The 25,136-nt window shown below is 61.9% G+C and carries 23 protein-coding genes and 3 pseudogenes; 18 read left to right on the top strand and 8 right to left on the bottom strand.

The window, feature by feature from the left end:
- Window positions 1-11 precede the first annotated feature (11 nt).
- Window positions 12-737, top strand: coding sequence for an amino acid ABC transporter ATP-binding protein (locus PWP93_RS25125; RefSeq protein WP_421046992.1), 726 nt, complete (start codon window positions 12-14; stop codon window positions 735-737).
- 63 nt (window positions 738-800) lie between these two features.
- A complete protein-coding gene (locus PWP93_RS25120; RefSeq protein ID WP_421046474.1) occupies window positions 801-1,817 on the top strand; it encodes a D-cysteine desulfhydrase in 1,017 nt (338 codons plus the stop codon).
- Between the two features lie 98 nt (window positions 1,818-1,915).
- Here PWP93_RS25120 and PWP93_RS25115 read toward each other — a convergent pair whose 3' ends face one another.
- Window positions 1,916-2,374 (bottom strand): Lrp/AsnC family transcriptional regulator, encoded by a 459-nt coding sequence (locus PWP93_RS25115; RefSeq protein ID WP_421046473.1) that lies wholly within the window; start codon window positions 2,372-2,374, stop codon window positions 1,916-1,918.
- A gap of 169 nt (window positions 2,375-2,543) precedes the next feature.
- Between PWP93_RS25115 and metC the strand changes: the two genes are divergently transcribed.
- From metC to PWP93_RS25080, 7 genes and pseudogenes are all read left to right on the top strand, one after another.
- A complete protein-coding gene (metC, locus tag PWP93_RS25110) occupies window positions 2,544-3,731 on the top strand; it encodes a cystathionine beta-lyase (protein WP_421046472.1) in 1,188 nt (395 codons plus the stop codon).
- Between the two features lie 52 nt (window positions 3,732-3,783).
- Window positions 3,784-4,128: a DUF3088 domain-containing protein gene (locus PWP93_RS25105; protein ID WP_421046471.1), complete on the top strand. Its 345-nt coding sequence runs from the start codon at window positions 3,784-3,786 to the stop codon at window positions 4,126-4,128.
- A 186-nt stretch (window positions 4,129-4,314) separates the two neighbouring features.
- Window positions 4,315-4,671, top strand: a pseudogene (locus tag PWP93_RS25100) (DDE-type integrase/transposase/recombinase); the annotation flags it as partial.
- Between the two features lie 441 nt (window positions 4,672-5,112).
- Window positions 5,113-6,216 carry a porin gene (locus PWP93_RS25095; RefSeq protein ID WP_421046470.1) on the top strand — a complete coding sequence of 368 codons (1,104 nt, stop codon included), beginning with the start codon at window positions 5,113-5,115 and terminating at the stop codon, window positions 6,214-6,216.
- Window positions 6,217-6,248: 32 nt separating this feature from the next.
- Entirely contained in the window at window positions 6,249-6,467 is a 219-nt protein-coding gene (locus PWP93_RS25090) for a DUF3311 domain-containing protein (protein WP_421046469.1), read from the top strand.
- Complete coding sequence (locus PWP93_RS25085; RefSeq protein ID WP_421046468.1) at window positions 6,464-7,942, top strand: sodium:solute symporter family protein; 1,479 nt, start codon at window positions 6,464-6,466, stop codon at window positions 7,940-7,942. The genes PWP93_RS25090 and PWP93_RS25085 overlap by 4 nt, the downstream gene beginning before the upstream one ends.
- A complete protein-coding gene (locus PWP93_RS25080; RefSeq protein ID WP_421046467.1) occupies window positions 7,939-9,144 on the top strand; it encodes an amidohydrolase family protein in 1,206 nt (401 codons plus the stop codon). The genes PWP93_RS25085 and PWP93_RS25080 overlap by 4 nt, the downstream gene beginning before the upstream one ends.
- Window positions 9,145-9,165: 21 nt before the next feature.
- Here the strand turns inward: PWP93_RS25080 and PWP93_RS25075 are convergent, their stop codons facing one another.
- The gene (locus PWP93_RS25075) at window positions 9,166-9,429 is read right to left on the bottom strand and encodes a hypothetical protein (protein ID WP_421046466.1); all 264 of its coding nucleotides are present in this window, start codon (window positions 9,427-9,429) and stop codon (window positions 9,166-9,168) included.
- Between the two features lie 297 nt (window positions 9,430-9,726).
- A complete protein-coding gene (locus tag PWP93_RS25070; RefSeq protein ID WP_421046465.1) occupies window positions 9,727-10,599 on the bottom strand; it encodes a LysR family transcriptional regulator in 873 nt (290 codons plus the stop codon).
- Between the two features lie 478 nt (window positions 10,600-11,077).
- Between PWP93_RS25070 and PWP93_RS25065 the strand changes: the two genes are divergently transcribed.
- The 8 genes and pseudogenes from PWP93_RS25065 to PWP93_RS25030 form a co-directional block, all read left to right on the top strand.
- Window positions 11,078-11,605, top strand: coding sequence for a hypothetical protein (locus tag PWP93_RS25065; protein WP_421046464.1), 528 nt, complete (start codon window positions 11,078-11,080; stop codon window positions 11,603-11,605).
- 285 nt (window positions 11,606-11,890) lie between these two features.
- On the top strand, window positions 11,891-12,100 hold the full coding sequence (locus PWP93_RS25060) for a DUF3311 domain-containing protein (protein WP_421046463.1): 210 nt from the start codon (window positions 11,891-11,893) through the stop codon (window positions 12,098-12,100).
- A gap of 10 nt (window positions 12,101-12,110) precedes the next feature.
- Window positions 12,111-13,502 carry a sodium:solute symporter family protein gene (locus PWP93_RS25055; RefSeq protein ID WP_421046462.1) on the top strand — a complete coding sequence of 464 codons (1,392 nt, stop codon included), beginning with the start codon at window positions 12,111-12,113 and terminating at the stop codon, window positions 13,500-13,502.
- 479 nt (window positions 13,503-13,981) lie between these two features.
- Window positions 13,982-14,614 (top strand): flavin reductase family protein, encoded by a 633-nt coding sequence (locus PWP93_RS25050; protein WP_421046991.1) that lies wholly within the window; start codon window positions 13,982-13,984, stop codon window positions 14,612-14,614.
- 142 nt (window positions 14,615-14,756) lie between these two features.
- Window positions 14,757-15,446 carry a hypothetical protein gene (locus PWP93_RS25045; RefSeq protein ID WP_421046461.1) on the top strand — a complete coding sequence of 230 codons (690 nt, stop codon included), beginning with the start codon at window positions 14,757-14,759 and terminating at the stop codon, window positions 15,444-15,446.
- 19 nt (window positions 15,447-15,465) lie between these two features.
- Window positions 15,466-15,651 (top strand): hypothetical protein, encoded by a 186-nt coding sequence (locus PWP93_RS25040; RefSeq protein ID WP_421046460.1) that lies wholly within the window; start codon window positions 15,466-15,468, stop codon window positions 15,649-15,651.
- Entirely contained in the window at window positions 15,573-16,226 is a 654-nt protein-coding gene (locus PWP93_RS25035) for an amidohydrolase family protein (RefSeq protein ID WP_421046990.1), read from the top strand. Before PWP93_RS25040 ends, PWP93_RS25035 begins: the two co-directional genes overlap by 79 nt.
- Before the next feature lie 291 nt (window positions 16,227-16,517).
- A pseudogene (locus tag PWP93_RS25030) lies at window positions 16,518-16,938 on the top strand (asparaginase domain-containing protein); the annotation flags it as partial.
- On the opposite strand, the pseudogene PWP93_RS25025 reads toward PWP93_RS25030, so the two are convergent.
- The 3 genes and pseudogenes from PWP93_RS25025 to PWP93_RS25015 all read right to left on the bottom strand — a co-directional run.
- Window positions 16,907-18,504, bottom strand: a pseudogene (locus PWP93_RS25025) (ShlB/FhaC/HecB family hemolysin secretion/activation protein); the annotation flags it as partial. The pseudogenes PWP93_RS25030 and PWP93_RS25025 overlap by 32 nt on opposite strands.
- Before the next feature lie 161 nt (window positions 18,505-18,665).
- Window positions 18,666-19,790, bottom strand: coding sequence for a collagen-like triple helix repeat-containing protein (locus PWP93_RS25020; RefSeq protein ID WP_421046459.1), 1,125 nt, complete (start codon window positions 19,788-19,790; stop codon window positions 18,666-18,668).
- A gap of 364 nt (window positions 19,791-20,154) precedes the next feature.
- Window positions 20,155-21,354 carry a tyrosine-type recombinase/integrase gene (locus PWP93_RS25015; protein ID WP_421046458.1) on the bottom strand — a complete coding sequence of 400 codons (1,200 nt, stop codon included), beginning with the start codon at window positions 21,352-21,354 and terminating at the stop codon, window positions 20,155-20,157.
- 330 nt (window positions 21,355-21,684) lie between these two features.
- Between PWP93_RS25015 and PWP93_RS25010 the strand changes: the two genes are divergently transcribed.
- Entirely contained in the window at window positions 21,685-23,022 is a 1,338-nt protein-coding gene (locus PWP93_RS25010; RefSeq protein WP_421046457.1) for an MFS transporter, read from the top strand.
- A 107-nt stretch (window positions 23,023-23,129) separates the two neighbouring features.
- Here PWP93_RS25010 and PWP93_RS25005 read toward each other — a convergent pair whose 3' ends face one another.
- Together PWP93_RS25005 and PWP93_RS25000 are read right to left on the bottom strand one after the other, a co-directional pair.
- Window positions 23,130-23,495 carry a BON domain-containing protein gene (locus PWP93_RS25005; RefSeq protein WP_421046456.1) on the bottom strand — a complete coding sequence of 122 codons (366 nt, stop codon included), beginning with the start codon at window positions 23,493-23,495 and terminating at the stop codon, window positions 23,130-23,132.
- Between the two features lie 95 nt (window positions 23,496-23,590).
- Entirely contained in the window at window positions 23,591-24,817 is a 1,227-nt protein-coding gene (locus PWP93_RS25000) for a porin (RefSeq protein ID WP_421046455.1), read from the bottom strand.
- Window positions 24,818-25,136 lie beyond the last annotated feature (319 nt).

Below are 25,136 nucleotides of genomic sequence, written 5' to 3'. Positions count from 1 at the left end.
ACAATCCGAACATGATTACCCTTGACAACGTCTCGAAGTGGTACGGCAAGCATCAGGTTCTCACCGACTGCAGCGCAGCGGTCACGAAAGGCGAAGTGGTCGTCGTCTGCGGCCCGTCCGGATCCGGAAAATCTACCTTGATCAAAACGATCAACGGTCTCGAACCGTTCCAGAAAGGCTGCATCACGGTGGACGGTGCCCGGCTAGACGATCCAACGGTGAAGCTCGCGAAACTGCGTTCGCGCGTTGGCATGGTGTTCCAGCACTTCGAGCTGTTTCCTCACCTGACCGTGCTGGCCAACCTGACACTGGCCCAGACGAAAGTGCTGCACCGGCCCATGGACGAGGCGCGTGACATCGGGCTGCGTCTTCTCGATCGCGTCGGGCTCAAAGCGCACGCCCAGAAGTTTCCCGGGCAGTTGTCCGGCGGGCAGCAACAGCGCGTTGCGATTGCCCGTGCGCTCTCGATGAACCCGATCGCGATGCTGTTCGACGAGCCGACGTCAGCACTCGATCCGGAGATGATTAACGAAGTCCTCGATGTCATGGTCGAGCTCGCGCGCGACGGGATGACCATGGTCTGCGTCACACACGAGATGGGTTTCGCACGCAAAGTTGCACATCGCGTGCTGTTCATGGATCGTGGCGTGATCGTCGAAGACGCAACGAGCGACGCATTTTTTCATACGCCTCGTTCCGAGCGTGCACGCGATTTCCTCGACAAGATCCTCCACTGAGCCGCAGCGCACCGCCCTCTAACCGGCGGTGGCGCCTTCAAACCCGACACCTGTGCCATCCGCATGACAACGACAACGCTTACCACAAGACTGAATAACGTTGCGCGCCTGAATCTCATCGACGCACCAACTCCGCTGCAGCGGCTGCCGAGACTGTCCGAGCACGTCGGTCGCGACATCTACGTGAAGCGCGACGATTTCACTTCGCTCGCCATGGGCGGCAACAAGCTGCGCAAGCTCGAGTATCTCGGTGCACACGCGATACGCAAGAACGCCGACGTGCTCGTGACTGCGGGCGCGCTCCAGTCGAATCATGTTCGGCAGACCGCGGCGCTCGCGGCACAACTGGGACTCGGCTGCGTCGCGCTGCTGGAGAATCCGATCGGCACCACGCGCGACGATTATCTGCGCAACGCCAACCGCTTGCTCCTCGATCTGTTCCGTGTGAGGGTCCATGAGGTCGCCAATCTGGACGACGCAGACCGGCAGCTCGAGACCGTCGCGCAGCAACTTCGGAACGAAGGGCGACGGCCGTATGTGATTCCGGTCGGCGGATCGAATGCGCTTGGCGCGCTTGGCTATGTGCGTGCGGGCCTCGAGCTCGACCAGCAGATTCGCGGGGCGGGGTTAGAATTTTCGGCCGTCGTGCTCGCGTCCGGCAGTGCGGGCACGCACGCAGGTCTCGCGCTCGCGTTTGCTCATGAGATGCCATCGACGCCCGTGATTGGCGTGACGGTGTCGCGCACTTCGGCAGCGCAGCGTCCGAAGGTACAAAGCCTCGTCGACCAGACAAGCGAGCTGCTCGAACTCGAACCGGATCCGGCGATGCGCGTCGATCTATGGGACGCTTACTTTGCACCACGTTACGGTGAGCCCAATACCGCCGGACTCGACGCAATTCGCCTGCTCGCGCGGACCGAAGGATTGCTGCTCGATCCCGTCTATACGGGCAAGGCGATGGCCGGCCTGCTCGATGGAATCGCCTGCGGTCGGTTCGACGGAAAGGGGCCAGTGCTCTTCGTACACACCGGCGGCGTACCCGCGCTGTTCGCTTATCGCGAGGCGTTTCACAGCGACTGAGCCACTTCGGAGCATCATAGGCCAGGCATGCAATGCCAATAAACGCGCGACCTGCCGACAATTGAATTGTCGGCAGGTCGCGCGTTTTCGTTATTCACTCACCACGTAATCGAGTGAAGCGCTGTTGTTCGCTTGATCACCTCCATCGCGAACGCCGAGCTCACGTCCATCAGTTCGACACTTTTGATCAACCGCTTGTAGACGCTGTCGTAGCCGGCGATATCCGGCACGACGACCTTGAGCAGGTAGTCGACATCGCCGCTCATCCGATGGATCTCGATGATCTCCGGGATCGCCCGCACGGCGGCGATGAATCTCGTTGTCCACGCATCACCGTGCTGGTTCGAGCGCACTGTCACGAATGCCGTAAGTCCAAGATTTAGCTTGTTAGGATCACAAAGCACGACCTGCCGGCAGATCACCCCATCGTCCCGCAGCTTCTGCAGGCGCCTCCAGCACGGCGTCGGCGAAAGATTGACCGCCTTGGCCAGTTCATTCAGTCCGATTGTGGCATCCGCCTGAAGCAGTTTGAGTATCTGCGCATCACGTTTATCCATATCTCCTCCGGGTTAGAAACTTTTCCCAATCTTAGCGGGATCTGCGCGATTCTTTAAAAACATTTTTCGCGTCCGCGAAATTAATATGTCTTCACACACAGCACAGGTAGTGATATCGCGGCGGTGCTCGATACACCCCGATTGAACCGACGACAGAGAGGAACACACCTTGAACGCAATGCATTCGACCGACACCGTTCTGGCCCACGAGGGCCGCAAGCACGACCAGCTCGGCGCGCCGGTGAATCCGCCGGTTTATCGTCAATCGACGCTGCTGTTTGAAAATCTCGAAGCGCTGAGGACCGCGAGCGGCACGCCAAACGCGTACGGGCGCGGCGGCAGCCCGACCACGCGCGCGCTCGAAAACGCGCTCGCGCGACTCGAAGGCGCGCAACACGCGATGCTCACACCGAGCGGACTCAGTGCGATCACGACCACGCTGCTCGCCGTGCTGAATCCCGGCGATCATCTGCTGATGACCGATTCCGTCTACGACCCGACGCGCACGTTCTGCAATGAAACGATCATGCGCCTCGGCATCGAAACGACCTACTACGATCCAGCGATTGGCGCCGGCATCGCGTCGCTGATGCGGCCGAACACACGCGCAGTTTTCGTCGAGTCGCCCGGATCGCTGACGTTCGAAGTGCAGGACATCCCGGCGATCAGCCGGATCGCGCATCGTCACGGTGCAATCGTGCTGATGGATAACACGTGGGCCACGCCGCTCTATTTCCGCTCGTTCGAGCATGGCGTCGACGTATCGATTCATGCCGCAACGAAGTACATCTCGGGGCACTCCGATCTGCTGATGGGCGTGATCCTCACGACGGAGTCGCTATATCCGAAGATCAACCGTTTTTATCGGCAATTAGGCATGACGGTGAGCGGCGACGATGCCTATCTCGCGCTGCGCGGCTTGCGAACACTCGCGGTTCGGCTCGAGCGGCACCAGCGCAATGCGCATGCCTTGACAAACTGGTTCGCGCAGCAAGCGGAAGTAGCCGAAATTCTTTATCCGGCTCGGCCTGGTTCACCGGGACACGCATTGTGGCAACGCGACTTCACAGGCGCGAGTGGTCTGTTTGGGGTTGTGTTGCACCCGCAATCCGAGGAGGCGATGCGCGCGTTGCTCGACGGCATGTCCTGCTTCGGCATGGGCTATAGCTGGGGCGGCTTCGAAAGTCTCATTCTGCGCTCCAGTCCGGGGAGCTACCGCACGGCGAAACAATGGCCGTGGGACGGCCCACTGCTGCGGATCCACGCAGGCCTCGAACATCCCGACGACATGATCGCCGACCTCGAAGCCGGTTTCTCGCGACTGAGAGCCGCGACCCTCGTGCCGATGGAATCGTGAATCGACGTACGTAGAACCTCAACTCTGAATTTCCAACCACAGCGAGACAATCATGAAAGACAAACTGTTCATTCTGCGTCCTGGATTCTTTAGCGGTGAAGAAGGCCCGCTCTACTGCGGCGACTCGGTTGCCGTGGAGGGGCTGCTGAGCTTTTTCCCGCAACTGCGCAACAACGTCGACGTCGAATACATCGATGCCCCGCGTCCGCGCAAGGCAATCGTCAAACTGATCGGCGAAACCAACCAGTCGGCACCAGTGATCGTGATTGGTAGCGGCCAGGCGGTAAAGGACACGTCCGTCGACGTGCTTGAGCACAACGGACTACGCTTCATCAATGCACCTGACGATATCCGGCGCTATCTGTCGTCGCAGTACGGTGTCGCTCACGCATCGTGATGGGGCGGGGAAAATGCGCTTGCATTGGGCGCGTTCGTTGAAGGGCCCCCGCCATGCTCATGCGGTGCGGGCCTGAAGCCGTGGGACCATTGACATTGGTGTTCCGCGGCTTCATCGTGTTTCCGGGGAATGGCAAACGCGATCGGCGGGAATTCATCATCCGCTCGACGCATGCCTCAAGTCAAGCGGGACAAGGAAGCGGCCCGACAGTACTTCGAGAAAGCCATCGATCAGAATGGCGCGCCCGAAACCGTAACCATCGACAAGAGTGGTGCCAATCTGGCCGGGCTGGACGCCATGAGCGCCGAGCGGGAGACGCCTATCAAGATCCGCCAGGTCAAGTACCGCAACAACATCGTGGAACAAGATCATCGGGCAATCAAGCGCCGTACGCGACCCATGTTGGGATTCAAGACGTTTCGCTGCGCCCGGATCCTGCTGGGTGGAATCGAGACCATGCACATGATCGCGAAAGGCCAGATGATCGATGGCGCTGGACCGAAGCGCTCCGCTGTCGAGCAGTTCTATTTCCTCATAATGTAAGTCATCCTATCTATATCGTCTCATTCCGTCTGGACTTCCTTAACGCGACGGAACCCGAATTCTCTGGGCATCATCAACGTCGAAACTCGCAACCAGTTGCAACCTTCGGTCAAGTCGCATTAACCCGTGCTCGTCCACACCATCGTCACGCTAGCACCCGTCGAAGTGCTCGAGAGGGTCGGCGGGTCACGGCACCGCTCATTCAGCTCATTCGATTGGCAACTGATCCCCATTCTAACGTTTAATTTTTGAATACAGGGGCGCATGGATAACATCCTGCGGTGGCGATGCGAAGCCACTCGCTGCACCGTTTCCAGGTCTGACAAAGCCCCTGAATCGACGTGACCAACAAGTCGACGCCGCAGTGAAAGCAGGTGAAGAGCCCCATATTTAAATCAATAAATGGAGACAGCAATGAAGCAAAGGCAATTGAAAGGAAGCGTGACGAGGACCCTACTCTGCATCGGCGCAGGCATGCTGACGGCGGGTGCGGCCTGTGCACAATCCAGCGTCACGCTGTATGGGATCGTAGACTCGGGGCTAGCCTACACCAACAACCAGCAAGGACATTCGGCATGGCAGGCAACCAGCGGCAACGAGTCCGGGCCACGCTGGGGCCTCATCGGTACCGAGGATCTGGGCGAAGGCCTCAAGGCGAATTTCCGGCTGGAAAACGGCTTCAACATCGAAAACGGGACGCTCGGCCAGGGCGGCCGGATGTTCGGCCGGCAGGCCTGGGTCGGCTTGGGCGCGGCCAATTGGGGTGCGCTGACTTTCGGTCGTCAGTACAACCCGATCCAGGACATCATCTCGTCGATGCAGATCAGCAGCACGCTGGCCCAATATTCGACGCATCCGTTCGATAACGACGACCTCAACAACACGTTCCGCACCAACAACTCCGCCAAGTACGTGTCACCAAGCATCGCCGGCTTGCAGGCGACCCTCATGTACGGCTTTTCGAATACAGCCGACTTTGCCGTCAACAATAGCTGGAGCGCGGGCCTTTCCTACGCCCACGGACCGCTCAATCTGGGTGCAGCATACGCGCGCATGAACCATCCCGGGAGCACTACGGCGGGCGCCGTCGCATCCAGCAACTACTATCCCACTTCCGCCCAGGTCTTCGGAGTCCACCTCGCCAACGCGACGGAACAGCAACTCTGGGGCGTAAGCGGAACCTACGCGTTCGGGCCGGCGACGCTCGGGCTGGTGTACACCGGCTCGAACTTCAGCATGGCTGCAAACGGCGCGCTGCGCTTCAACAACTACGAAGGCAACGTGCGCTATTCATTGTCGCCCGCGCTGACCGCAGCGCTCGCCTATGCGTACACAGCCGTGGCACAAGGCGAGACGAGTGGACACTATCATCAAGTCTCCGCGGGTGTGCAATACCAGCTGTCCAAACGCACGGACGTCTACTTGAACGGCTTCTATCAAAAGGCCTCATCCAGCATCGGCCAGGCATGGATCGATGGACTCGCGGCACCATCGTCCACGACATCCCAGTTGGCGTTCGTCGTCGGCATGCGTCACAAGTTCTAAGCGCACGCATACGCTTCATTGGGAGGAATCACGTGAAACTTCGCCTGCTGTTGGTCGCGCTGCCGTTCATCGCAATGTATTCGGGCGGTACGCTCGCCGCAATCCGGCCGTTCTTGTTCGGCATGCCGTTTCTGTTCGCCTGGAACCTGATCTGGATGGCCGGGACGGCTACCGTTCTCGCCATCATCTACTGTCTCGACAGCCGCGCGGAAGCCGTGAGCGCGCGCATGCAGAACGGGGGGAAGCAATGAACGCCGCCTTGATCATCATCGCACTGTTCGCGGTCTTCGCCCTCGCGGTCGGCTTGTACGCGCGCCGCGGCAAGCAGCTCAGCTTCGAGCAATGGGCGGTGGGAGGACGCGGCTTCGGCTCGTTGCTCACGTTTCTCCTGATGGCCGGCGAGGCCTTCTCGACGTTTTCCTTTCTTGGCGCGAGCGGATGGACCTACAGCAAGGGTGTGCCGGCGTTCTACATCCTGTCCTACGGCTGCCTGGCGTACCTGATGGGCTACTGGATGCTGCCCGCTATCTGGCGCTTCGCGAAGGACCGCAAACTTGTGTCGTTCGCCGACTACTTCGCGGCCAAGTATGAAAGCCGCGCGATCGGCGTCCTGGTGTCAGTGGTCGCCGTGTTTGCAATGGTGTCGCTGCTGATCATTCAGTTGCGCGGGCTCGGCATCATTGTTTCGGAGATGTCATACGGCCTGATCTCTCAGGACCTCGCTATCTGGATCAGCGCTACGTTGATGGTGTTGTACATGATCGTATCCGGCATCCACGGCTCGGCCAGCATCGCGATCTTCAAGGACGTGCTCATCCTCGGTCTCGCGATCTTCCTCGGCACGTATCTGCCGCAGCACTACTTCGGCGGCTACAGCGAAATGTTCGCGCGCATCGAGGCGGTACATCCCGAACTGCTGCGCATGCCGGAGCACGGTTTCAATCTGAGCTGGTACAACTCGACGCTGCTCCTGACTTCGCTTGGCTACTATCTGTATCCACACGGTTTCACCGCGGTCTACGTTGCGCGCGACGCCGCGGCGCTGCGCAAGAACACGGTGCTGATGCCGCTCTATCAAGTTCTGATCGCATTCCTGTTTCTCGTCGGGTTTGCCGCGGTGCTGACCGTGCATGGGCTCGAAGGCTCCCAGACGGATCTCGCGCTGCTGCGGCTCGTCAAGCAGACCTTCTCGCCGTGGTTCGTCGGCATCGTCGGCGGTGCCGGCCTGCTGACGGCGCTGGTGCCTGGGTCGCTCATCATGCTCAACGCGTCGACGACGATCGCCCGCAACATCTACCGGGAAGGCTTCGCGCCGAACGCCAGCGAGCGCGAAGTCGCACGCGTCGCCCGGATCGCGTTGCCGTTGTTTACGCTGGTCGTCGTCTACTTCGTCCTGCGCGGCGGCGCGACGTTCGTGTCGCTCGCCATCTTCTCGTCGAGCCTGCTCACGCAATTGGTCCCGATGCTCGCGTCGAGCTTCCTGAAGCGCCCGTTCGGCACCCGGGAAGCCGCGTTCGGCGGCATTCTCACCGGGGCTGTCGTGCTTGCGATCGCGAACTGGGGCGGCCTGACGCTGGCGTCGCTGTTCCCGACCGCACCGGTCGCCTTTACTTCCATCAATCCGGGTCTCATCGCGTTGCTCGCAAATGCGACGGTTTTCACCGCGATCAGCGCCGCACAGCGCTCCTTGCAGATCCGCCGCGCGACTTCAATCGAATCAGCATGAAATCTTCCCCCTCCTCTTTCGTCATCTCCAATGTCCGGCTGCCGGATGGTAGTCCGGTCGCCGTCTCGATCGCCGACGGGCGCATCGCTGACCTGGGGCCGAACGTCGTGCCGCAACCGGGCGCTTCGGCCGAAAACGGCGGCGGCGCACTGCTGCTGCCCGGATTCGTCGAAGGGCACACGCACATCGACAAAAGCAACTGGGGCCGGGAGTGGTATCCCAACGAAGTCGGCCCGACCCTGATGGATCGGATCAACAACGAGCGCAACTGGCGCAAGACCTCTGGTCACGACGCGGCCACGCAGTCGCTCGCACTCTCGCGCGCGTTCCTGCAGGCGGGCACCACGCGCCTGCGCACGCACGTCGACATCGATACCGAAGCAGGGCTGCGCCACCTCGAAGGCGTGCTCGGCACGCGCCAAACATTGCGTGACGTGCTGGACATGCAGATCGTCGCATTCCCGCAGTCGGGCATGCTGAAGCGCCCCGGCACGGTCGAACTGCTCGGCAGCGCGCTCGCCGAAGGCGCGGACGTGCTCGGCGCGCTCGATCCCGCGCTGATCGACGGCGATCCTGTCGCGTCGCTCGACGCGACGTTCGAATTAGCGGAACGCCACCGCAAGCCGATCGACATTCATCTTCACGAGCCGGGCGAGGTGGGCGCATTCACGTTGAAGCTGCTGCTCGATCGCGTTGCCGCGCTCGGCATGCAAGGACAGCTGGTCGTCAGTCATGCGTTCTGCCTCGGCGCGTTGCCGGAACGTGAACGCGACGCGCTGCTCGAGCGCATCGCGAATCTACGCGTGGCGCTATTGACCTCGGCGCCGCCGTCACGCACGGTTCCCCCGCTCAGGACATGCCGCGACAAGGGAGTGACGATCTTCGGCGGAAATGACGGCATCCGCGACACCTGGTCGCCGTATGGCGTGCCAGACATGCTTGAGCGGGCTATGCTGATCGGCATGCGCTTTGACATGCGTCGCGACGACGAGCTCGCCATCGCATTCGATTGCGTAAGCGACGCGGCGGCGCGCGGCTGTGGCTTTCGCGACTACGGACTGCGGGTCGGCGCGCGCGCCGACCTCGTGCTCGTCGATGCGCAGACGGTCGCGCATGCGGTGGTTGCGCGGCCGGTGCGCAAGCTGGTGGTCGCAAACGGGAAGATCGTCGCGCGCAACGGCGCGCTGCTTCAGGCCGCGTGACGATCCACGCCGACGGTGCGCCTATGGGTAATCAAGAGCAGTCGACATCCTGATCGAGCCCGGCTGCGTGATCACTCTCGATCCGGCGTCACGCGCGTCGACGCGAACGAACGGAGCCGCATTGCGCCGACTCTGCCTGTCTGCGCGCTGCGGCACGATCCGGAACTGGCGGCGCACGAGCGCACCCTCCGAGAACAGGCCGGGCGATACTCGGCGCTCGCCCGCGAACGCGGGCTTGCCTGCACGCAGGACGGCCATCGCGCCGGCACACTGGTCTTTGCGCATCGCGAAGTGGGGCAGTTGAGCGCGACGTCGTTCATGTCGCATGCAATCGATCCGACGAACAAAGATATCGCGGCTTGCGTCGAGACAGGCACGTCGATCGTGCACAACCCGAGCTCGATCATGTCGCTCATCGGACGATGCCCGGTGCCGGAGCGCATCGATGCGGGCATAAATGTCGCGATCGGATCGGACGGCGCGGCACCCGACTGGCTTGTGCCATTCGCTGGAACCCCATCGTCGCTGTGGCGACGCAGGGACTATCGAGCGCGCAGGAGCGAGCCCATGCACGAGGCGTAGTCAGGCGTTGACCGCCACGACCTTCGCACATTGGGCTTCCAGTTGGTCAGCCAACTCCAGCACGCGATGAGGGGAATTGTTCCTTACGTGCATGGCAAGTTCCATTGCCGGAGGTTCGCTGAATCCTTCCGCACACCCCAGGCGCTGGTGGCCTGGCTGCGCGAGCCGGGCAGGCAGCACGCTCAACCCGATGCCTCGCGCCACTGCGGAGCGCACGCTCGCCAAGCTGGCGCTCGTATAGCTGATGCGCCAGCGACGCCCTGTGCTTTCGAGCGCATGGATCATCTCGTTCCGATATAGGCCACCGACCGGAAACACCACCAGAGGCAGCGGGTCTTGCATGCGCGCGGGTGCCTCGAGGCTGTCGATCCAGGACAGCGGCTCGGGCCATGCGGCCCGACCGGGCACCTGTCCGGGGCGCTGCTTGACGAGCACCAGATCGTATTCGCCGGCGCAGAACTGCTGCCACAATGTGTTGCTGAGTCCGACCGTGACTTCGAGCCGGATTCCGACGTGCGCGCGCACGAATTGCGCGAGGGTCGCGGTGAGCGGGTCGGTCGCGAAGTCCTCCGGAATTCCGATCCGGATCTCACCCTGCGAACGGCCCTCGCTCAGCTTTTCCACCGCCTCTTCCATCAGACAGAGCACGCGCTGCGCGTAACCGAGCAACTGCTCGCCTTCTTCAGTTGCAACGATATAGGGACCGCTGCGGTCGAGCAGCACACAGCCGAGTTGCTCCTCGAGCCGCTTGATCTGCTGGCTGATGGTTGACTGGGTCAGATGTACTCGCTCACCTGCACGCGTGAAGCTGCCGCTTTCGATGACCGCGACGAAGCTTTTGAGCAATACCGGGTCGATAAGTGCCGAGACCATTACGTTTCCCACTGATGGGGAGTGAAATGCTTTATTTCCAAATGATAGCGCGGGTGCGTAGTCTTTAGGAAGCCGACGCCGTTCTGATTGCACGAGTCCCCCGACGACCATCTCTGATGCCATGACAGACGAAACGCTAGTGTATGAGGCGCATACTTATTCCGCTGCCGAACTCGAGAGCAGCGCAGCGCCGACATTCGCCGGCACGGCCGTCGTCCCTCTTCGCGCGATATCGTTGAACGTTGCTGTGCCGGTATGGACTTGGGAACTGGCGCTAATCCGGCGGGTCGCGATCTGCTATGTGCGCCGCACCCATTCGTGCCCGGTCAACCGATACACATGCAGTCGAGCCTGTACGTCCCACTCAGTCCACGTTTCAGTTCCTTATACGAAGGGGGTATCCGTGGCTAACTCGAGAGTCGCAGAGGGCAGTTTCCGGGTAAAACATACAGTCAGCGCATCGGCAACGGCTTTGGCCTTGACCGTCCTGATGGGCCTGAACCTGCGCCCCTTCCTCACTTCCATCGGCCCCGTGCTGGACTTCGTGCGCGTCGACACCGGCATCGGATTTCGGGCAGCCGGAGCGTTGACGACCTTGCCCTTCATCCTGATGGGCACGTTGGCATTTTTTGGCATGGCCCTGGTGATGTATCTCGGCGAAAGACGCGCGGTGGCCGGCGCGCTGGTATTGCTCACTCTCGTCTGTGCCTCACGTGCATGGGCTGGCAGCGCGACGAGCCTGATCGTGAGTCTGGTCGTTTGCCTCGATCATCTGCCTGGCTCGCAAGCAGCCGGCGCCCTTGCCGCCTTCATGCAAGGAATCGGCTTTTTGATCGTCGCGTCCGGTCCATTACTGATCGGGTGGTTGCGCGATAACGGCGGCAGCTTTACGACTGGATGGGACGTGCATCTCGCTTTGACCGTCATGCTGATGGCATTGACGGCGGTGTTCTCGCCCGATAGCTACAAGCGCAGCATGGCCGGTGTCGTAAAAGGATCAGGCTGAAGCAATCGTGGTTGTGTGCCCGTTGCCGAACTCTCTTCATCGGCCCACAACGCGCGCCGCGATGATGGCCGTTGCGGGCCGACGGAGATGGAGGTCGCACTCAAGTCGAAAGAATCGCGAATCCCACGGGTATCGCGACTGTTTACTCGGGCTGCTCGACCGGTCGAATGGACCCATAGACAAGATCCGTCTGGCACTAGCGACACTAATATTAGTGATGCAAATTAATGGATATCTGCGTACGCGTTGTGCTTTGCGCAGGATGACTACAAAGATGGAGACAGAATGTTGAAGTTCTTAATTGGTATAGGGATACCGTATGTCGAGGTCATCGGACTGTTGCCATGGATTGCGTCGATCGACAGGTTCGTATTCGGAGTGCCAATCATATACGTCTGGATATTTACCTGGTTCATTCTGACTTCCGGCTGCCTGTTCGCGTGCTGGCGTCTGTTCGACTGCGATGCCGCGCAATCGGCATCGCCAACACGGTGAGGAGACACACATGGCCACGGCAGTTTTTCTCGGATTCATCATTTTCTCGCTCTATCTCGCGATACGTTCGAAGAAGGGAGCCAGCAAGAAGGACGTCCACGATTTTTTCGTGGCTTCGGGACAGTTCGGTGCGTGCCTTGTGTTCTTCCTGACCGCGGGCGAGATCTATAGCATCGGCACCATGGTCGGCTTCCCGGGCGGCATCTATGCAAAAGGACCGACCTACGGCATCTGGTTCCTCGGTTACATCCTGCTCGCCTATCCGCTCGGCTATTTCATCGGGCCGAAGATTTGGGAAGCAGGCAAGCGCCACAACGCGATCACCCTGCCCGATCTATTCAAGGGCCACTACCACAGCCGCTTGCTGGAGGTGCTGGTCGCCGCTACGGCAATTCTCTTCCTGTTGCCTTGGGGTGAATTGCAATTCCTCGGCTTGATCGCCGCTTTCAAAGGCTTGGGCTGGAACCTCGAACCGATCTATCTGGTTCTTATCGCGGCACTGCTTGCGTTCACCTACATTACGATCTCCGGTGTGCGCTCGACCGCTTACATCGCGATTCTCAAGGATATCCTGATGGTGGTGGCGATCATCGTCACCGGCGTTGCGGTCGCCTCGCAAGCGGGCGTCTCCCATGTCTTTCATGCCGCGAGCGAGCATGTCAGCAACGTGATGAACGCACGGCAACTGACGTTCTCGATGAGCACCATGTTGTTCCAGGCGCTCGGGTTCTACATGCTGCCTGTCGGGGTGCAGTTCTTCTTCACGGCGAATAGTGGCAATACCATTCGGCGCACGCAGATGGCCATGCCCCTGTACATGCTGATGTATCCGTTCCTGGTGCTGGCGTCGTACTATGCGCTGAGCCAGAGCCTGCATCTGGCCTCGCCCAACGAAGCGTTCTTCGCCGCGGCCACGCGATTGCTGCCCGACTGGCTATTGGGGCTGGTCGCGGCCGCGGCGTCGCTCTCGGGTCTGCTGGTGCTGGCAGGGCTGAGCCTCTCCATTGGCCCGATCGTCACCCGCAACCTGCTGCCGAACCTGCCCGAGAGTCGGCAAAAACGCACCGCCAAGATCGTCATCGCAATCTATTTGCTGGTGTCCATCGTGATGACGCTGTCTACGCCGAATCTGATGCTGACGCTCGTGAATACGACACTTTATGGTGTCACGCAGTTCTTCCCGGGTGTGCTGATTGTCCTGCTGTCGCTCAGGGTACGGGCCGGGGCGGTAGCGCTGGGCATTCTCGTGGGCCAGGTGCTGGCGATTATCTTGTATGTCCGGCAGGTCGATCTGGGCGGCTTCAACCTCGGACTGCTCTGCCTGGCAGTGAACGTCCTCGTGATGGTTTCGGCCAATGCCGTGGCGAAAGTAGCGAGCTTCAGCGCACCGCGACATTCTTGAGCACACCGAGCAGCGCGAACCGAGAGCCTCGAACGCGTCACTGAGCATTGCACCGCAGCCTGGCCGCGGTGCAATGCTGCAGCACATCCGGTTCGGTGCTGCCTTCAGCTGTAACGCGCCGCACACCAACCTCTTCTTTCCCGGATCAAGTGATTCGATGAAACTTCAACTGATGGCGCTATCACGTTTCACCCGAGCTGCGCGCATGCCAATGTACGCCGCCAGAGCGTGAAGCCCGAGCTGGTCACCCAGCCCGGCGGCTCGCAGGTCGCATCCATCGGAGCAGGAGCGCCGCATCCCGGTGCGGGTTCATGCGCGCCGAACGCTTCCGGCCATGCATGGAAACACGACTTCTGTGTGGAGAAATCCGCCGACCGAACTCACGAGCCCGCAATCACTAGCCGACGCGCACAATGCGCTTTCGCGCGCGTCACATGACCGAAACTAACTTGCTTCGTTATACAAAATTAAAAAAAACCATGCATATCGATTTCACGACCCTCACCGCCTACCAGCGCTACAAACTGATGGCCAGCCTGATCGTGCCGCGGCCGATCGCGCTGGTCTGCACGCAGAATGCCGACGGCGTGGTCAATGCCGCGCCCTTCAGCATGTTCAACATGCTGGGCGAAGATCCACCGATCCTGATGATCAGCATCAACAAGCTGCAGGACGATCTGCTCAAGGACACGGCGGCCAACCTCCTGTCCAACGGTCAGTTCGTGGTACACATCGCCGACGAGCCGATGGCCGAGCAGATGCACCGCTGCGGCGAAAACGTACCGTCCACGCTGAGCGAGCTCCAACTGGTCGGCCTGACCGCCGCGCCGTCGGTGGCCGTGAAGCCGCCGCGCATCGCCGAGGCGCCCGTCGCGTTCGAGTGCCAGTTGTCGGAAACGCTGGAGACCTCCAGCCGACATATCTTCATCGGTACAGTGCTGTGCCTGCATGCACGTGAAGACCTGATCGACCTTGAGCGCTACCGCGTGCGTCTGCAGAACTATTTTCCGGTGGGCCGCTTCGGCGCCAGCTACTACGTGCGCACCCGCGACCGCTTTTCGATGGATGCCGACAGCACGCCTGCGTCCAACCCCATCGACGAGATCGACTGACCGCCATGCCAGACAACGTGATCCGCATCGTACGCCAGCCAGGCGGCCGCGCTGTCGACGTCCTGCTGGACGGCGGCAGGTTTTCTGCGATGCTGCCCGCGTTGCGCTTCGGCTGGAGCAATGACGATGGGAAAACAACACCATGCGGACCTTGTTGAAGGCATCGTGCGTGATCGGTTTCGATGGCCGGTCCCATGTGTTCTGGCGAGACGGTGAAGTCGTCTTTTCGGGCGAGCGTATCGAGTTCGTCGGGCGCGGTTTCGCCGGCCCTGTGGACCACACCGTCGATTACGGCCAGGCGGTGATCAGTCCCGGCCTGATCGACCTGGACGCGCTCGGCGATATCGACTCCGGGGTCCTGACAGTAGACAACGGCAGCAAGCTGAACAACGGCCGCCTCTGGTCGGCCGACTACATCCGCCGCGGTCCCCGGGATGCCTGCACCCTCGAAGAAGAGATATTCAAGTACCGCTACGCGTTCACCCATCTGATCCGCAATGGCATCACGACAGCGTTGCCGATTACGTCGATGTACTACCGCGCGTGGGCCGAGGGTTACGACGAGTTCGCCGGCGTGTCGGCGCTTGCGGGCGAACTGGGTCTGCGGGTCTATCTCGGGCCCTGCTACATGAGCGGCACGACCTATGTACGCGCCGATCGCTCGATGAGCCAGTGGTGGGACGAAGCCCGGGGTCTCGCCGGCTTCGAAGATGCGCTGCGCTTCTTCAGGGACTTCGATGGCGCCGAGGGCGGCCTCGTTCGCGGGATGTTCGCGCCCGATCGCATCGAAACCTGCACGCCCGAACTGGTGGCGGCGCACCGCAGCGGCTAGCGCCGAGCTAAACGCGCCGGTGCGGCTGCACTGCTGCCAGTCGGCTTATGAATTCGAGATCGTCAAGCAGTTGCGACAACGCACGCCGCTTGGCTGGCTGGAATCGCTGGGCTTGCTGACGCCGCTATCGATCCTGCCGCACGGGATCTACCTGAGCGGCCACCCGGCTGTGTCGGTGCAGGGCACCGAAGACTGGACCGCCTGACGGCTTCGGGCGCGACCATCGCTCACTGTCCTGCGGTGTTCGTGCGCAATGGCGAAGCGCTGGATTCGTTCGGCAAGTATCAGTCTGCCGGCATCAACCTGGGTCTGGGGACCGACACCTGGCCGCCGGACCTGCTGCACAACATGCAGCTTGGCGTGTACGTGGGCCGCCTGATGGGCAAGAGCCCTACGGCCGTCACGATGGCCGATCTGTTCAATGCCGCTACGCTCGGCGGAGCGCGCGCGCTGGGCCGCGACGACCTGGGCCGGCTGGCGCCGGGCGCGCAGGCCGATATCGTGATATTCGACCTCAATGCGCCGCATCTTGGTCCGATTTTCGATCCGTTGAAGAATTTGTTTCTTGCTGGTCGAGGTACGGACTGTCGGGCGAGCTATATCGCGGGGCGGCGCGTGATGGAGGACTTCACGGTGGCCGGTGCCGATATGAGTGCGTTACAGGCGCAGGCTGAGCGGCAATTTGGCAAGCTGCTGGAGAACCAGCGGCAAAGGCGTTTCGATGACGCGGGGGCGAAGCCGGTGGTCGTGCCGGTGTTTCCGTGGGTTGAAGGGGAATAGTGGCGCTGGCGGGAAACGTTGGCGCGAGGTGAATCAGAGGCTCGGGGATCAGGATAGGCGCGGTCGGCTTTGTCATGCATGACGCCCCCGGTTTGCCAAGCTTTCATGTTGCGATGGCTTTCACCGCGGTCGGATGCGTACTTGCGACCCGAAGCGGTCTTTCCACCTGCGGGCGCCATGAATACGCGCACCTTCATCTTCTGTACACCACACTATCAGTTTCTCTAATGATGCCGCAGGCCTGATTTGATTTCTTGAATGTGTCACTACACTCGTCTCCAGCGATACGCGCTTCTCAAATCAGTGCCGTCACTAGGCAAGATTGCACAGGTGTCCGGTGAACAGCTTTCGAACGTCGGAAGCGAGAACATCACCAACGATATCCTCCTGAAACTGGCCAAGCGCGTGAATCAGCTTCTGGTTCAACCGGATATCGCGGGTGTCGTGGTTACTCACGGCACCGATACCCTTGAGGAAACCGCATATTTTCTTGATCTTGTTGTCAAGAGCGACAAGCACGGTGGTAGTCACGGGTTCGATGCGACCGTCAACGGCGATCAGTGCTGATGGCCCGAGCAACCTCCTGCAGGCAGTCACGGTTGCCGCCTCGCCGGAGGCACGTGGCCGTGGCGTGATGATCGTGCTGAACGACCGGACCGGTTCCGCGCGCTACACCACGAAGACAAACGGCACCACGCTGGAGCCGAGGAAAGCCGCGAAGGCGAGCGTGCCCGCATGCAGGTACACGCGCGCCATGTCGAACGAAACATACGGCGTGATCGACTGCAGCCACACCTTGCCCAGCCTGAATGGATGATTGAGCTCGAGCACGAAGGCCCAGCCCCGAATCACCCGATGCCTCGCCGGGCTGATAGCCCGCCGCGAAGCGCTGCGCGCCGAACGAGATCTGCTCGGAAGTCGGCAGCGTGTTCGGGCTGTATTGCCCGGTTGCGGCGACGGACGTGCCAAAGCCCATCGGCCAGTCGTTGCTCTGCGAATACGAGGCATCGGTGCGCACGAAATTCAGCGACACCGGATTTTGCAGCGCGAGACCGGGAATATTCGTTTGCGCCGACTTCGACGCGCCGAGAATGTCGAAGGCCTTCGCCACCACGAGGCTCGCCTTGCGCACCTGGCCTGGCTTTACCTCGGTGTAATCGGCTTGTAGCTGCAGCACGCGCACCTGTGAACTCAGGTCGTATTGCAGTCCGTTGAGGGTGTTGCGGTAGCGGTCCTCGTCGTGTGCTGCGTAGGCGCTCGCGGTGCCGATGAGGCTGCGTGTATTGCCCAGCAGCAGCGGATACGAGAGCGAGCCCGTGAGCTTGTCGCTGATGACGGTGCGCTCCACGTAAGCCGGCAGGCCCGGGTTGTCGACCGGGTTGCCGCGATAGTGCGAGGCGTCGAGCTTCGCGGTGAGGCCGTCGCTCGCGATCGGCACGGCCGCGTGCGCGGCGAGGTACGTGACGTTGTCGCGTCCTTTGGGCAACAGTGCAGAGAAGCTCAACTGCTCGCCAAGCGGCGTGAGGCCGTTTTCGGTGAGCGTGAGGAGACCCTGCACACCGGGGTGATTGAAGTCGATGCCGGTGCTCACGTCCCAGGGCTTTTGCGTGGCGTCGAGTTCGAGCGTGGTGGCGCCGTCGGTGGTCGTGGGCGGTGGCACGTTCGCCCTCACCTTGAGGCCCGGCAGCATGCCGAGCACGTTGATGTAGCGCTGGAACGTGGCGGTGCGCAGCGGCCGGTCTTCGGCGATGTGCGCATCGATCGCGCGCATCCTGCCCTCGAGCGCGCCGGGCTTGCCTGTGATCTTCACGTCTTTCACGTAGCCTTCCACGACCGTGATGCGCACCACGCCGCCCGCGAAGTCCTGCGCGGGCACGAATGCGAACGAGAGCGCATAGCCCCGGTCCTGATAGAGCTTCGTCACGCCATTGGCGGTTTCGATGAGCTGGCCGATCGTGATGTCGTGATTCGCGAGCGGCGCGAAGCGGCGGGCGACCTCGTCGAACGGAATCGATTTCACGCCCTCGACCTTGAAGGTGGTGGGCGTGATGTGCGTGGCGAGCAGCTGCTCGAGCGCGGGCGCTTGCTGCCGCACCTGCACCGTCACGCTGGGCGCCTTCTTTGGCGCGTTGATTTGGGGCAGGGCATCCAGGGGATTGCCGCCCTGCAAACCACCCGTCGATACCGGCCGGTTCTGCTGTGCGAGCGCGACTCCCGTCAAGCCCGCGCTCGCGATGATCCCCGCCGTGGCGAGCACGGCCCATGGTGCGCCTTTCATTGAACTACCCTCGACTTGTCGGGCGGCGCACGCCGGTTGCCTCGGTCCTCCAGCGTGTCCGTCTCTTTATGCCGCCTTTGTGGCGATCTTTATGCGGCTCCCTGATTGCCTGTATTTTTTATTACGGCATGCAAATGACAATATGAAGCCGGCGGGGAAGATTATTTTTTCGCGCCGAGCAGGCTGCCTGTAAGTGACGTGAGGCTATTGAGCGGGGCGGCCGTATTGCTGCCGGAGCTGTCGTCCGTCAACGAAATGAGTGAAAGGCCCGGCGCGGCGCCACCTGTGCTCGATGTGCCGGAAGTGCTCGCGGTCCTGACGCCGGCGCCGACACCCACGCCTGCTCCAGCGCCGACGGCCGTGCTGCCGCCATTGGTTCCGCCCGTTCCACCTGTCGCGCCGCTCAGGATGCCCGTGACCGCTGCGAGCGGTGAACCTGCGCCGTTCGTGCTGCCGCCGGACAGCAGATTCCCGGCGCTGGCGACGGTCTTGCCCGTGTCGGCGACGAGGTTGCCTGCGCCGGATTGCTGCACCGGGCCCTGCATGAATGTGTTCGTGAGCGAGTTGCCCGCGCCGGTGACGGTGGTGCCAACCGTACCGACCGTGCCGCCGACGGGCGTGGTAACGGCGGCGAGGGGCGCGAGGGGCGCAAGCGGGCCGCTGCCGACGCTCGTAACGAGCTGGCCTGTGCTGGTGACGGCCTTGCCTGCATCGCTCACGACACCGCCGGTGCTAGCGAGCGTGGTGCCTGCCGGGTTGCTGCTCGCACCGATCTGGCCAAGCCCCTGGGATATGCCGTCGCCGAGTGTGGAGATCGCGCCGCCCACGTTCTGAACGACACCGCCTGCGGCCTGAGTGGTTTGCGGGTTCGTGCCGGGCAGCGTTTGCGCAGCGATGGTGCTGCCGACGCCCGAGACAGTCGAGCCGGCGTCGCTAACGACGTTGCCCGCTGGCTGCACGAGCTGGCCCACGGCATTGGCAGCGACGGCCTGGCCGCCGTTGTTTCCACCATTGTTGCTGGCGCTATTGCCGTTGCCGCCCACGCCGCCATTGTCCCCGGTGGTCGTGCCACCGCTGCCTGACGAGGTGCCCGCTGAAGTGCCTCCCTCCGACCCGCCGCCGTTGGTGCCTCCGCCCGCGCCACCCGTCGTCTGCAAGGCGCCGCCGCTGCCGGTTCCGCTGCTGAGCGAGCCCGAGCCGCCGCATGCGCTCAGCGACAGCAGAGCGGCGGTGGTCGCGGCTATGGCCGTCAAGCGGGCGGCTTGTGCAATGCGCTTCTGGTCCATGGTGTGTCCTCCTCTCCGATAGGTATGGCCCGATCTGTGCGCTGTTGTTTAGCGCGGCAAACATGGCAATTGCCGCGATTCGATTTACGTATTTTTATCGAGCGCTCATGTTGCGGTTTTATAGTTGACCGAAGCACAACTCTCAATAAATAATCGGCGATTTGACAATATTTAAAAATAACCGCTATCGAGTGCCAAATTAGAAAGGATCTGGAAAGAAGTCCGGCCATTAAAAAGCTGGAGGGGAATTGATTTAACGATATTTGTCAGCCGTTCCAATAGCGGCTGGAGTCGCATTGCGGAATTAAACGGCCTTTTACGACTGAACAGTCAAAAGCTCATAGCGCCGGCTATTGCGCCGTTCTCACTTCTTGTCACGCTCGTTCCAGTTCATCCGATGTCGCTCCACAGTCTCGCGATGGCGTTCATCGTCTTCGGCATGCAGATAAAGGCTGGTGGTGTTGAGCGATACATGGCCGAGATTGTCGCGGATCGTGCGCAGGTCCACGCCGCCGTCCGCCTGGTGCGAACCGGCGGTGTGTCTGAGCCAGTGCGCCGAGGCGCGGTCGAGTTCGTCGGCGCGATCGGAGAATTCCGGGCCCTTGTCGCGCAGCCACCCGGCAGCGCCCCCGAAAATGCCCTTGATGGCGTCGTGAACCGCCGAGCGCGACAGGCAGCGAGCCGTCCCCTTGAACGGAAGAATGAGCGGCAGTTCCTCGGCGCGCGTGGGCAGGACAGACAGCCCATTCGCGACCCGGTACCGACGCAGCTCGGCAATCAACTCGGGCGAAGCGGGGACGATGCGCGCCTTGTCGCCTTTGCCCACGGTTTCCAGCCACCACTGCTCCTGGCCGTCGGCGCCGAGGCGCCGGAAGAAGTCGCCCATCCGGCCACCCGCGACTTCCGAAATGCGCATGCCCTGGAGATAGAACAGCGTAGTGAGCCAGCGGCAGCGCGCGTGATATTTGCGTTCGGCTTCGGACTCCAGCGGCAGTTGCTCGACCCACACCTTGACTTCGTCCCACAGCGATGTGGACAGATAACGCGTCACGCGTGGCGCCGAACGCTTCGCGCGCTGCCGCAGCAGCGCCATGGGATTGCCGCGCAGGTAGCCCGCGTTGACGAGCCAGGTGAACATCGCGTTGAGGATGATGAGCGCCTGACGCTGGCTGGCCGGCGAAAGCGGGCCGTTGAACGGACGCCAGCGTTCGTCGTTGCGCGCATATTTGCCGCCGTTCGCAGAAACCCAGCGGCTGGCCGGCTGCGGGTCGGCGAGGAACGTCTTGTATAGCAGCAGATCCTCGTGCGTGAGCGAGGAAAACGGCTTGCCCAGCTGCACGACGGCCCAAAGCAGCAAACGCTCGCCTTCCTTGCGATAGTTGTCGAACGTGGTTTTGGTATCCGCATAGTTCGAGAGCCACGCGCGCAAGGCATCCAGATCGTTGTCCGCCGCAAGCTGGCTGTTTCCGGCAACGCCACGGTTGCTGCCGTCGCGGCCATCGAGCGCGGACGGCACAATGAGCGATTCGACAGGCTGAATGGTGGCGAGATCGGTGTTTTTCACGGCTGGAAGGCTCCGGCTGGGTATGCGCAGGCTGCTAATTTGGCTGACAACACACGACATTATAGTACTAATGTCGTGTGTTAGTGGGTAATTAGTATTAAAATTTACATATTACGTTGGATTATTAACTTTCGCGCGTGTTCAGCCGATCTGCCACGAACAAGTGCAGCGCAGCTCACGGAAACGCTCTCTGGCTTCAGGATTTCCCTGCCCACCCCGTGTGGGTGGTACCCGCCGTTTCCCGCCACCGTACCGTGATCGCATCCGGCCGTCTGAGCGGCAATCCCGGCGTTTTCCGCGCTATAACATCCGATGCCACCGAGGCTCTCGATGACCACTCACACTCGCTACAATCCGAAGTCCGCATGGATCATGACCGCGCTGCTGACCGCCCTCGCCATGATCAACTTCCTCGACAAGATCGTGATTGGCATGGTCGCCGTGCCATTGATCGCCGAATTGCATTTGTCTCCGGCGGAATTCGGTTTGGTGGCCGGCAGCTTCTTCTGGTTGTTCTCCGTATCGGCTATCCTGGTCGGCTTTCTCGCCAACCGTTTTCCCACGCGCTGGATTCTGCTTGCCATGGGCGTTAGCTGGGCCGTGCTGCAATTGCCCCAGGCATTCGCAAGCAGCGCCGTGGCGTTGCTTGTCTGCCGTGTGGTGCTGGGCGCTGCCGAGGGGCCGTCGTTTCCGACCTCGGTGCATGCGATCTTCAAGTGGTTCCCGGACCGGCACCGCAACCTGCCCGTGGCGATCATCAACCAGGGCGCGGCCATGGGCATGATCCTCGCGGGCCTGGCCATTCCGCTCATCACGAAACACTGGGGCTGGCGCATGAACTTCTTCCTGCTCACCGCCATCGGCGTGGTGTGGAGTGTGCTATGGCTTTGCTTCGGGCGCGAAGGCACGCTCGACGACGCGCCGCGCGCGCCAGGCGCCGCAGCCGCCACAAAAGTCAAAACCAAAGCCGAAGCCGAAGCGGCCGGCGTGCCTGACGCGCAACGACAGCCCTATCTCAGGATGCTCACCGATCGTTCCGTGCTGTGCGTCTTTCTGCTCTGCTTTGCGGCCTACTGGCTGCTGGGCCAGACCATCACGTGGCTTCCCACGTGGTTCGAAAATGGGCTCGGCTTCAGTGGCGTTACGGCTGGCCGCTGCTTCGCGCTGGTGATCCTCGCCATTGCCATGGGCAATATCGGCTTGAGCTGGCTTTCGCAACGGATGCTCAATGGCGGCGCGACCTCGCGTCAGGCGCGCGTGCAACTGATCTGCGTAGCGATGATTGTCGCCGCACTGCTCCTGATCGCTCTCATGCTCGTCGATCTTTCCGCGGCGGCGAAGGTGGTGCTGTATGCCGTGGCCGGCGCGCTGCCCGCCGTCTGCCTCTCGGTTACGCCGGCCCTACTCGCGGAAATGGTGCCCACGGCTCAACGGGCTTCGATGGTGGCCATCAACACCGCCGTTGCGAGCCTTGGTGCAGCCATCAGCCCCGGTGTCATGGGACGCATCGTGCAGGCGTATGGCAGCGGGACCAGTCACGCCTATGAGATCGGTTTCGTCGTAGGCGCGGCCTTGATGATCGGCGTTTCGCTCTGCGCGCTCAGGTGGCTACACCCGGCGCGTGCGCAACACGCATTGAAGGACGCCGCGGCGGCTGTTACGGCTTGAGCCACAACCCGAGCGCCACGCATCAACTCATCGCCCCATAGAAATGGAGGGATGAACGTTCCCGTCCATCCCTCCATTCAGTTCACCTCACCACCGCTGAAACGCCCTTATATCGACGAGAGCGTAAGCGCATTCTTCACCTGCTTGACGCCCTGCACGCCTTCGGCCACCTTGGTCGCCAGCTCGGCCTGCGATTGCTCGGGCACCTGGCCTTCGAGCGTCACGACGCCGTTGCGCGCGCGCACCGAAATCGTGGATACACGCAGGCCCTTGGTCTTGCTCAGCGCGCGCATCACGGCCTTCTGCAACGCGCGGTCGGCAGCCTTTGCGGCCTTGGCATCGCTGACGGCCCCTGCTCCCGAAGCGGGCCCCGTCGCCGGGGACGCGGTGTCGCCGTCTTGCGCATTGGCGCCAATCGACGTCAGCGCGATTAAAAATCCCGCAACCAGATATTTCATGTGATTTGTCTTCATTGTTGTCCTCCATTGTCGTTGGGTCCGGCAACGCGCATCTCGGCAGGTGGCGCGCGGCATCACGTGAAGCAATGCCGCGCGCGTCAGCCGCCGTATCAGAACCGGTGTGTCATGCCCATCAAGGCGAGCACCTGCTTCGAGCCGCTCGCGGCCGCGATCGTGGGCCAGCTCACATTCGCGATGCCGTTGTTCTTTATGTATCCGGCGCGCATGTACACGCTCGTGCGCTTGGACAAGAAGTGTTCCGCGCCGATCTCGAAGCCGGGCGTGTTGTCGTCCACGCCTCGCACGTTGCGGTAAACGCCGGCGATCTCGATCACGTCGACCGGCGTGGCCTGAATGGTCGCGCCCGCCTCCATGATGCTGTACGGATGGACCAGCGCGGCAAGCGGCGCGATCGTGCCCACGCCTGGCGCGGTGACGCGGGAGCCGGCCGGCGGATCGCTCGGGCTGTTGTAGCTGTAGTTGAACTGCAGGTTCACGATGCCGATGCGATACGCAATGGCTGCGGAATAGTGCGCGGTCGAGACGAGATCGAAGGTGCTCGCGGGCAGCGGCTGGCCGGCCAGCGGCGTGCCGGCCGGGAACGTCCCGAGCGAAGCGGTTTCCTGGCCGCCGTGCTGGAACTGGTAGCCAAGGCCGACGAAGAGCCCGTATCCGGAATACGTGGCCGCGAGGTCGAGCATGTTGCCGGTTCGCATCACAATCGGCTGCGTCACCGTGGTGGCAAGCCCGTACATGCCGTAGAAGCGCAACCCGCGCCAATCCGGCGACTGATAGACGATCGAATTGCTGGTGCGGCCCGTCACGTATTGCGTGGCGAGCGTCGCCCGGTCGCGCGCGCCGGCGAGGACGACGGCCGAGATCGGCGAAATGAGCTCGTTGGCGCGGAACGGATCAGACGGATAGATCGCGATAAAGCTCGGCTGATATTGCCGGCCGAACGTAAGCTGCCCCCAGGCGTCGTCCTTGAGCCCGATCCACGACTGACGATAGAACAGCGCTGTCGAGTCGGCAAAGAACGTCCCGTTGTTGACGTTGAAGCCGTTTTCCACATCGAAGATGGCTTTCAGGCCGCCGCCGAGATCTTCGGTGCCTTTGAGCCCGAACATCGACAGGTTCTGGCCGCCGCTTCGCTCCGAGTATGTATGACTGCCCGGCACATAGGCCGTGCCGGGGCCGCCTTTGGTGCCGGGGCCGTTCATCGAGTACTGCACGAACGCATCGACGACGCCGTACAGCGTCACGCTCGACTGTGCCGATGCGCTGCCCGCCGCCAGTATCAGCGCAGCGCCGTAAATGCTCCTGGTTACAAACCGCATGCACGTCTCCTCATTATGTTTGCCGCATCCAGTGGACGCGGAATGTCAAACCTGGCCAGTGCAGCCCCCTCCCACGGCTCGTCGGCCTGTCCGAATGAATTGGTCGATTTCCTCATGGTGCCGGTGACGGGCAGCGATACACCTCCCCACCCGGAGTGGGACGGGAATACCCCGATAAACGCGTGCGAAACCGCGTGTGTGCTTGATACGAAGGGCCCCGCACCCTTCTCGGGCGCGCACTCCCCCCTTGCGCGGGTGGTGCGTGGCCCGATTGAGAGTCTCTATTCTTGGCTCACGGGGTTCGAGCCGGGCAGGCAGG

The sequence above is a fragment of the Paraburkholderia sp. A1RI-2L genome, from assembly GCF_048957375.1.
Taxonomy (GTDB): Bacteria; Pseudomonadota; Gammaproteobacteria; order Burkholderiales; family Burkholderiaceae; genus Paraburkholderia.
This window is presented reverse-complemented; position numbering and strand designations above follow the sequence as displayed.

Coding starts and splice junctions, on each gene's coding strand:
- PWP93_RS25125 (WP_421046992.1), top strand. CDS start 12: ATGATTACCCTTGACAACGTCTCGAAGTGGTACGGCAAGCATCAGGTT.
- PWP93_RS25120 (WP_421046474.1), top strand. CDS start 801: ATGACAACGACAACGCTTACCACAAGACTGAATAACGTTGCGCGCCTG.
- PWP93_RS25115 (WP_421046473.1), bottom strand. CDS start 2,374: ATGGATAAACGTGATGCGCAGATACTCAAACTGCTTCAGGCGGATGCC.
- PWP93_RS25105 (WP_421046471.1), top strand. CDS start 3,784: ATGAAAGACAAACTGTTCATTCTGCGTCCTGGATTCTTTAGCGGTGAA.
- PWP93_RS25085 (WP_421046468.1), top strand. CDS start 6,464: ATGAACGCCGCCTTGATCATCATCGCACTGTTCGCGGTCTTCGCCCTC.
- PWP93_RS25080 (WP_421046467.1), top strand. CDS start 7,939: ATGAAATCTTCCCCCTCCTCTTTCGTCATCTCCAATGTCCGGCTGCCG.
- PWP93_RS25075 (WP_421046466.1), bottom strand. CDS start 9,429: ATGCGCAAAGACCAGTGTGCCGGCGCGATGGCCGTCCTGCGTGCAGGC.
- PWP93_RS25070 (WP_421046465.1), bottom strand. CDS start 10,599: ATGGTCTCGGCACTTATCGACCCGGTATTGCTCAAAAGCTTCGTCGCG.
- PWP93_RS25060 (WP_421046463.1), top strand. CDS start 11,891: ATGTTGAAGTTCTTAATTGGTATAGGGATACCGTATGTCGAGGTCATC.
- PWP93_RS25055 (WP_421046462.1), top strand. CDS start 12,111: ATGGCCACGGCAGTTTTTCTCGGATTCATCATTTTCTCGCTCTATCTC.
- PWP93_RS25050 (WP_421046991.1), top strand. CDS start 13,982: ATGCATATCGATTTCACGACCCTCACCGCCTACCAGCGCTACAAACTG.
- PWP93_RS25045 (WP_421046461.1), top strand. CDS start 14,757: ATGCGGACCTTGTTGAAGGCATCGTGCGTGATCGGTTTCGATGGCCGG.
- PWP93_RS25020 (WP_421046459.1), bottom strand. CDS start 19,790: ATGGACCAGAAGCGCATTGCACAAGCCGCCCGCTTGACGGCCATAGCC.
- PWP93_RS25010 (WP_421046457.1), top strand. CDS start 21,685: ATGACCACTCACACTCGCTACAATCCGAAGTCCGCATGGATCATGACC.
- PWP93_RS25005 (WP_421046456.1), bottom strand. CDS start 23,495: ATGAAGACAAATCACATGAAATATCTGGTTGCGGGATTTTTAATCGCG.
- PWP93_RS25000 (WP_421046455.1), bottom strand. CDS start 24,817: ATGCGGTTTGTAACCAGGAGCATTTACGGCGCTGCGCTGATACTGGCG.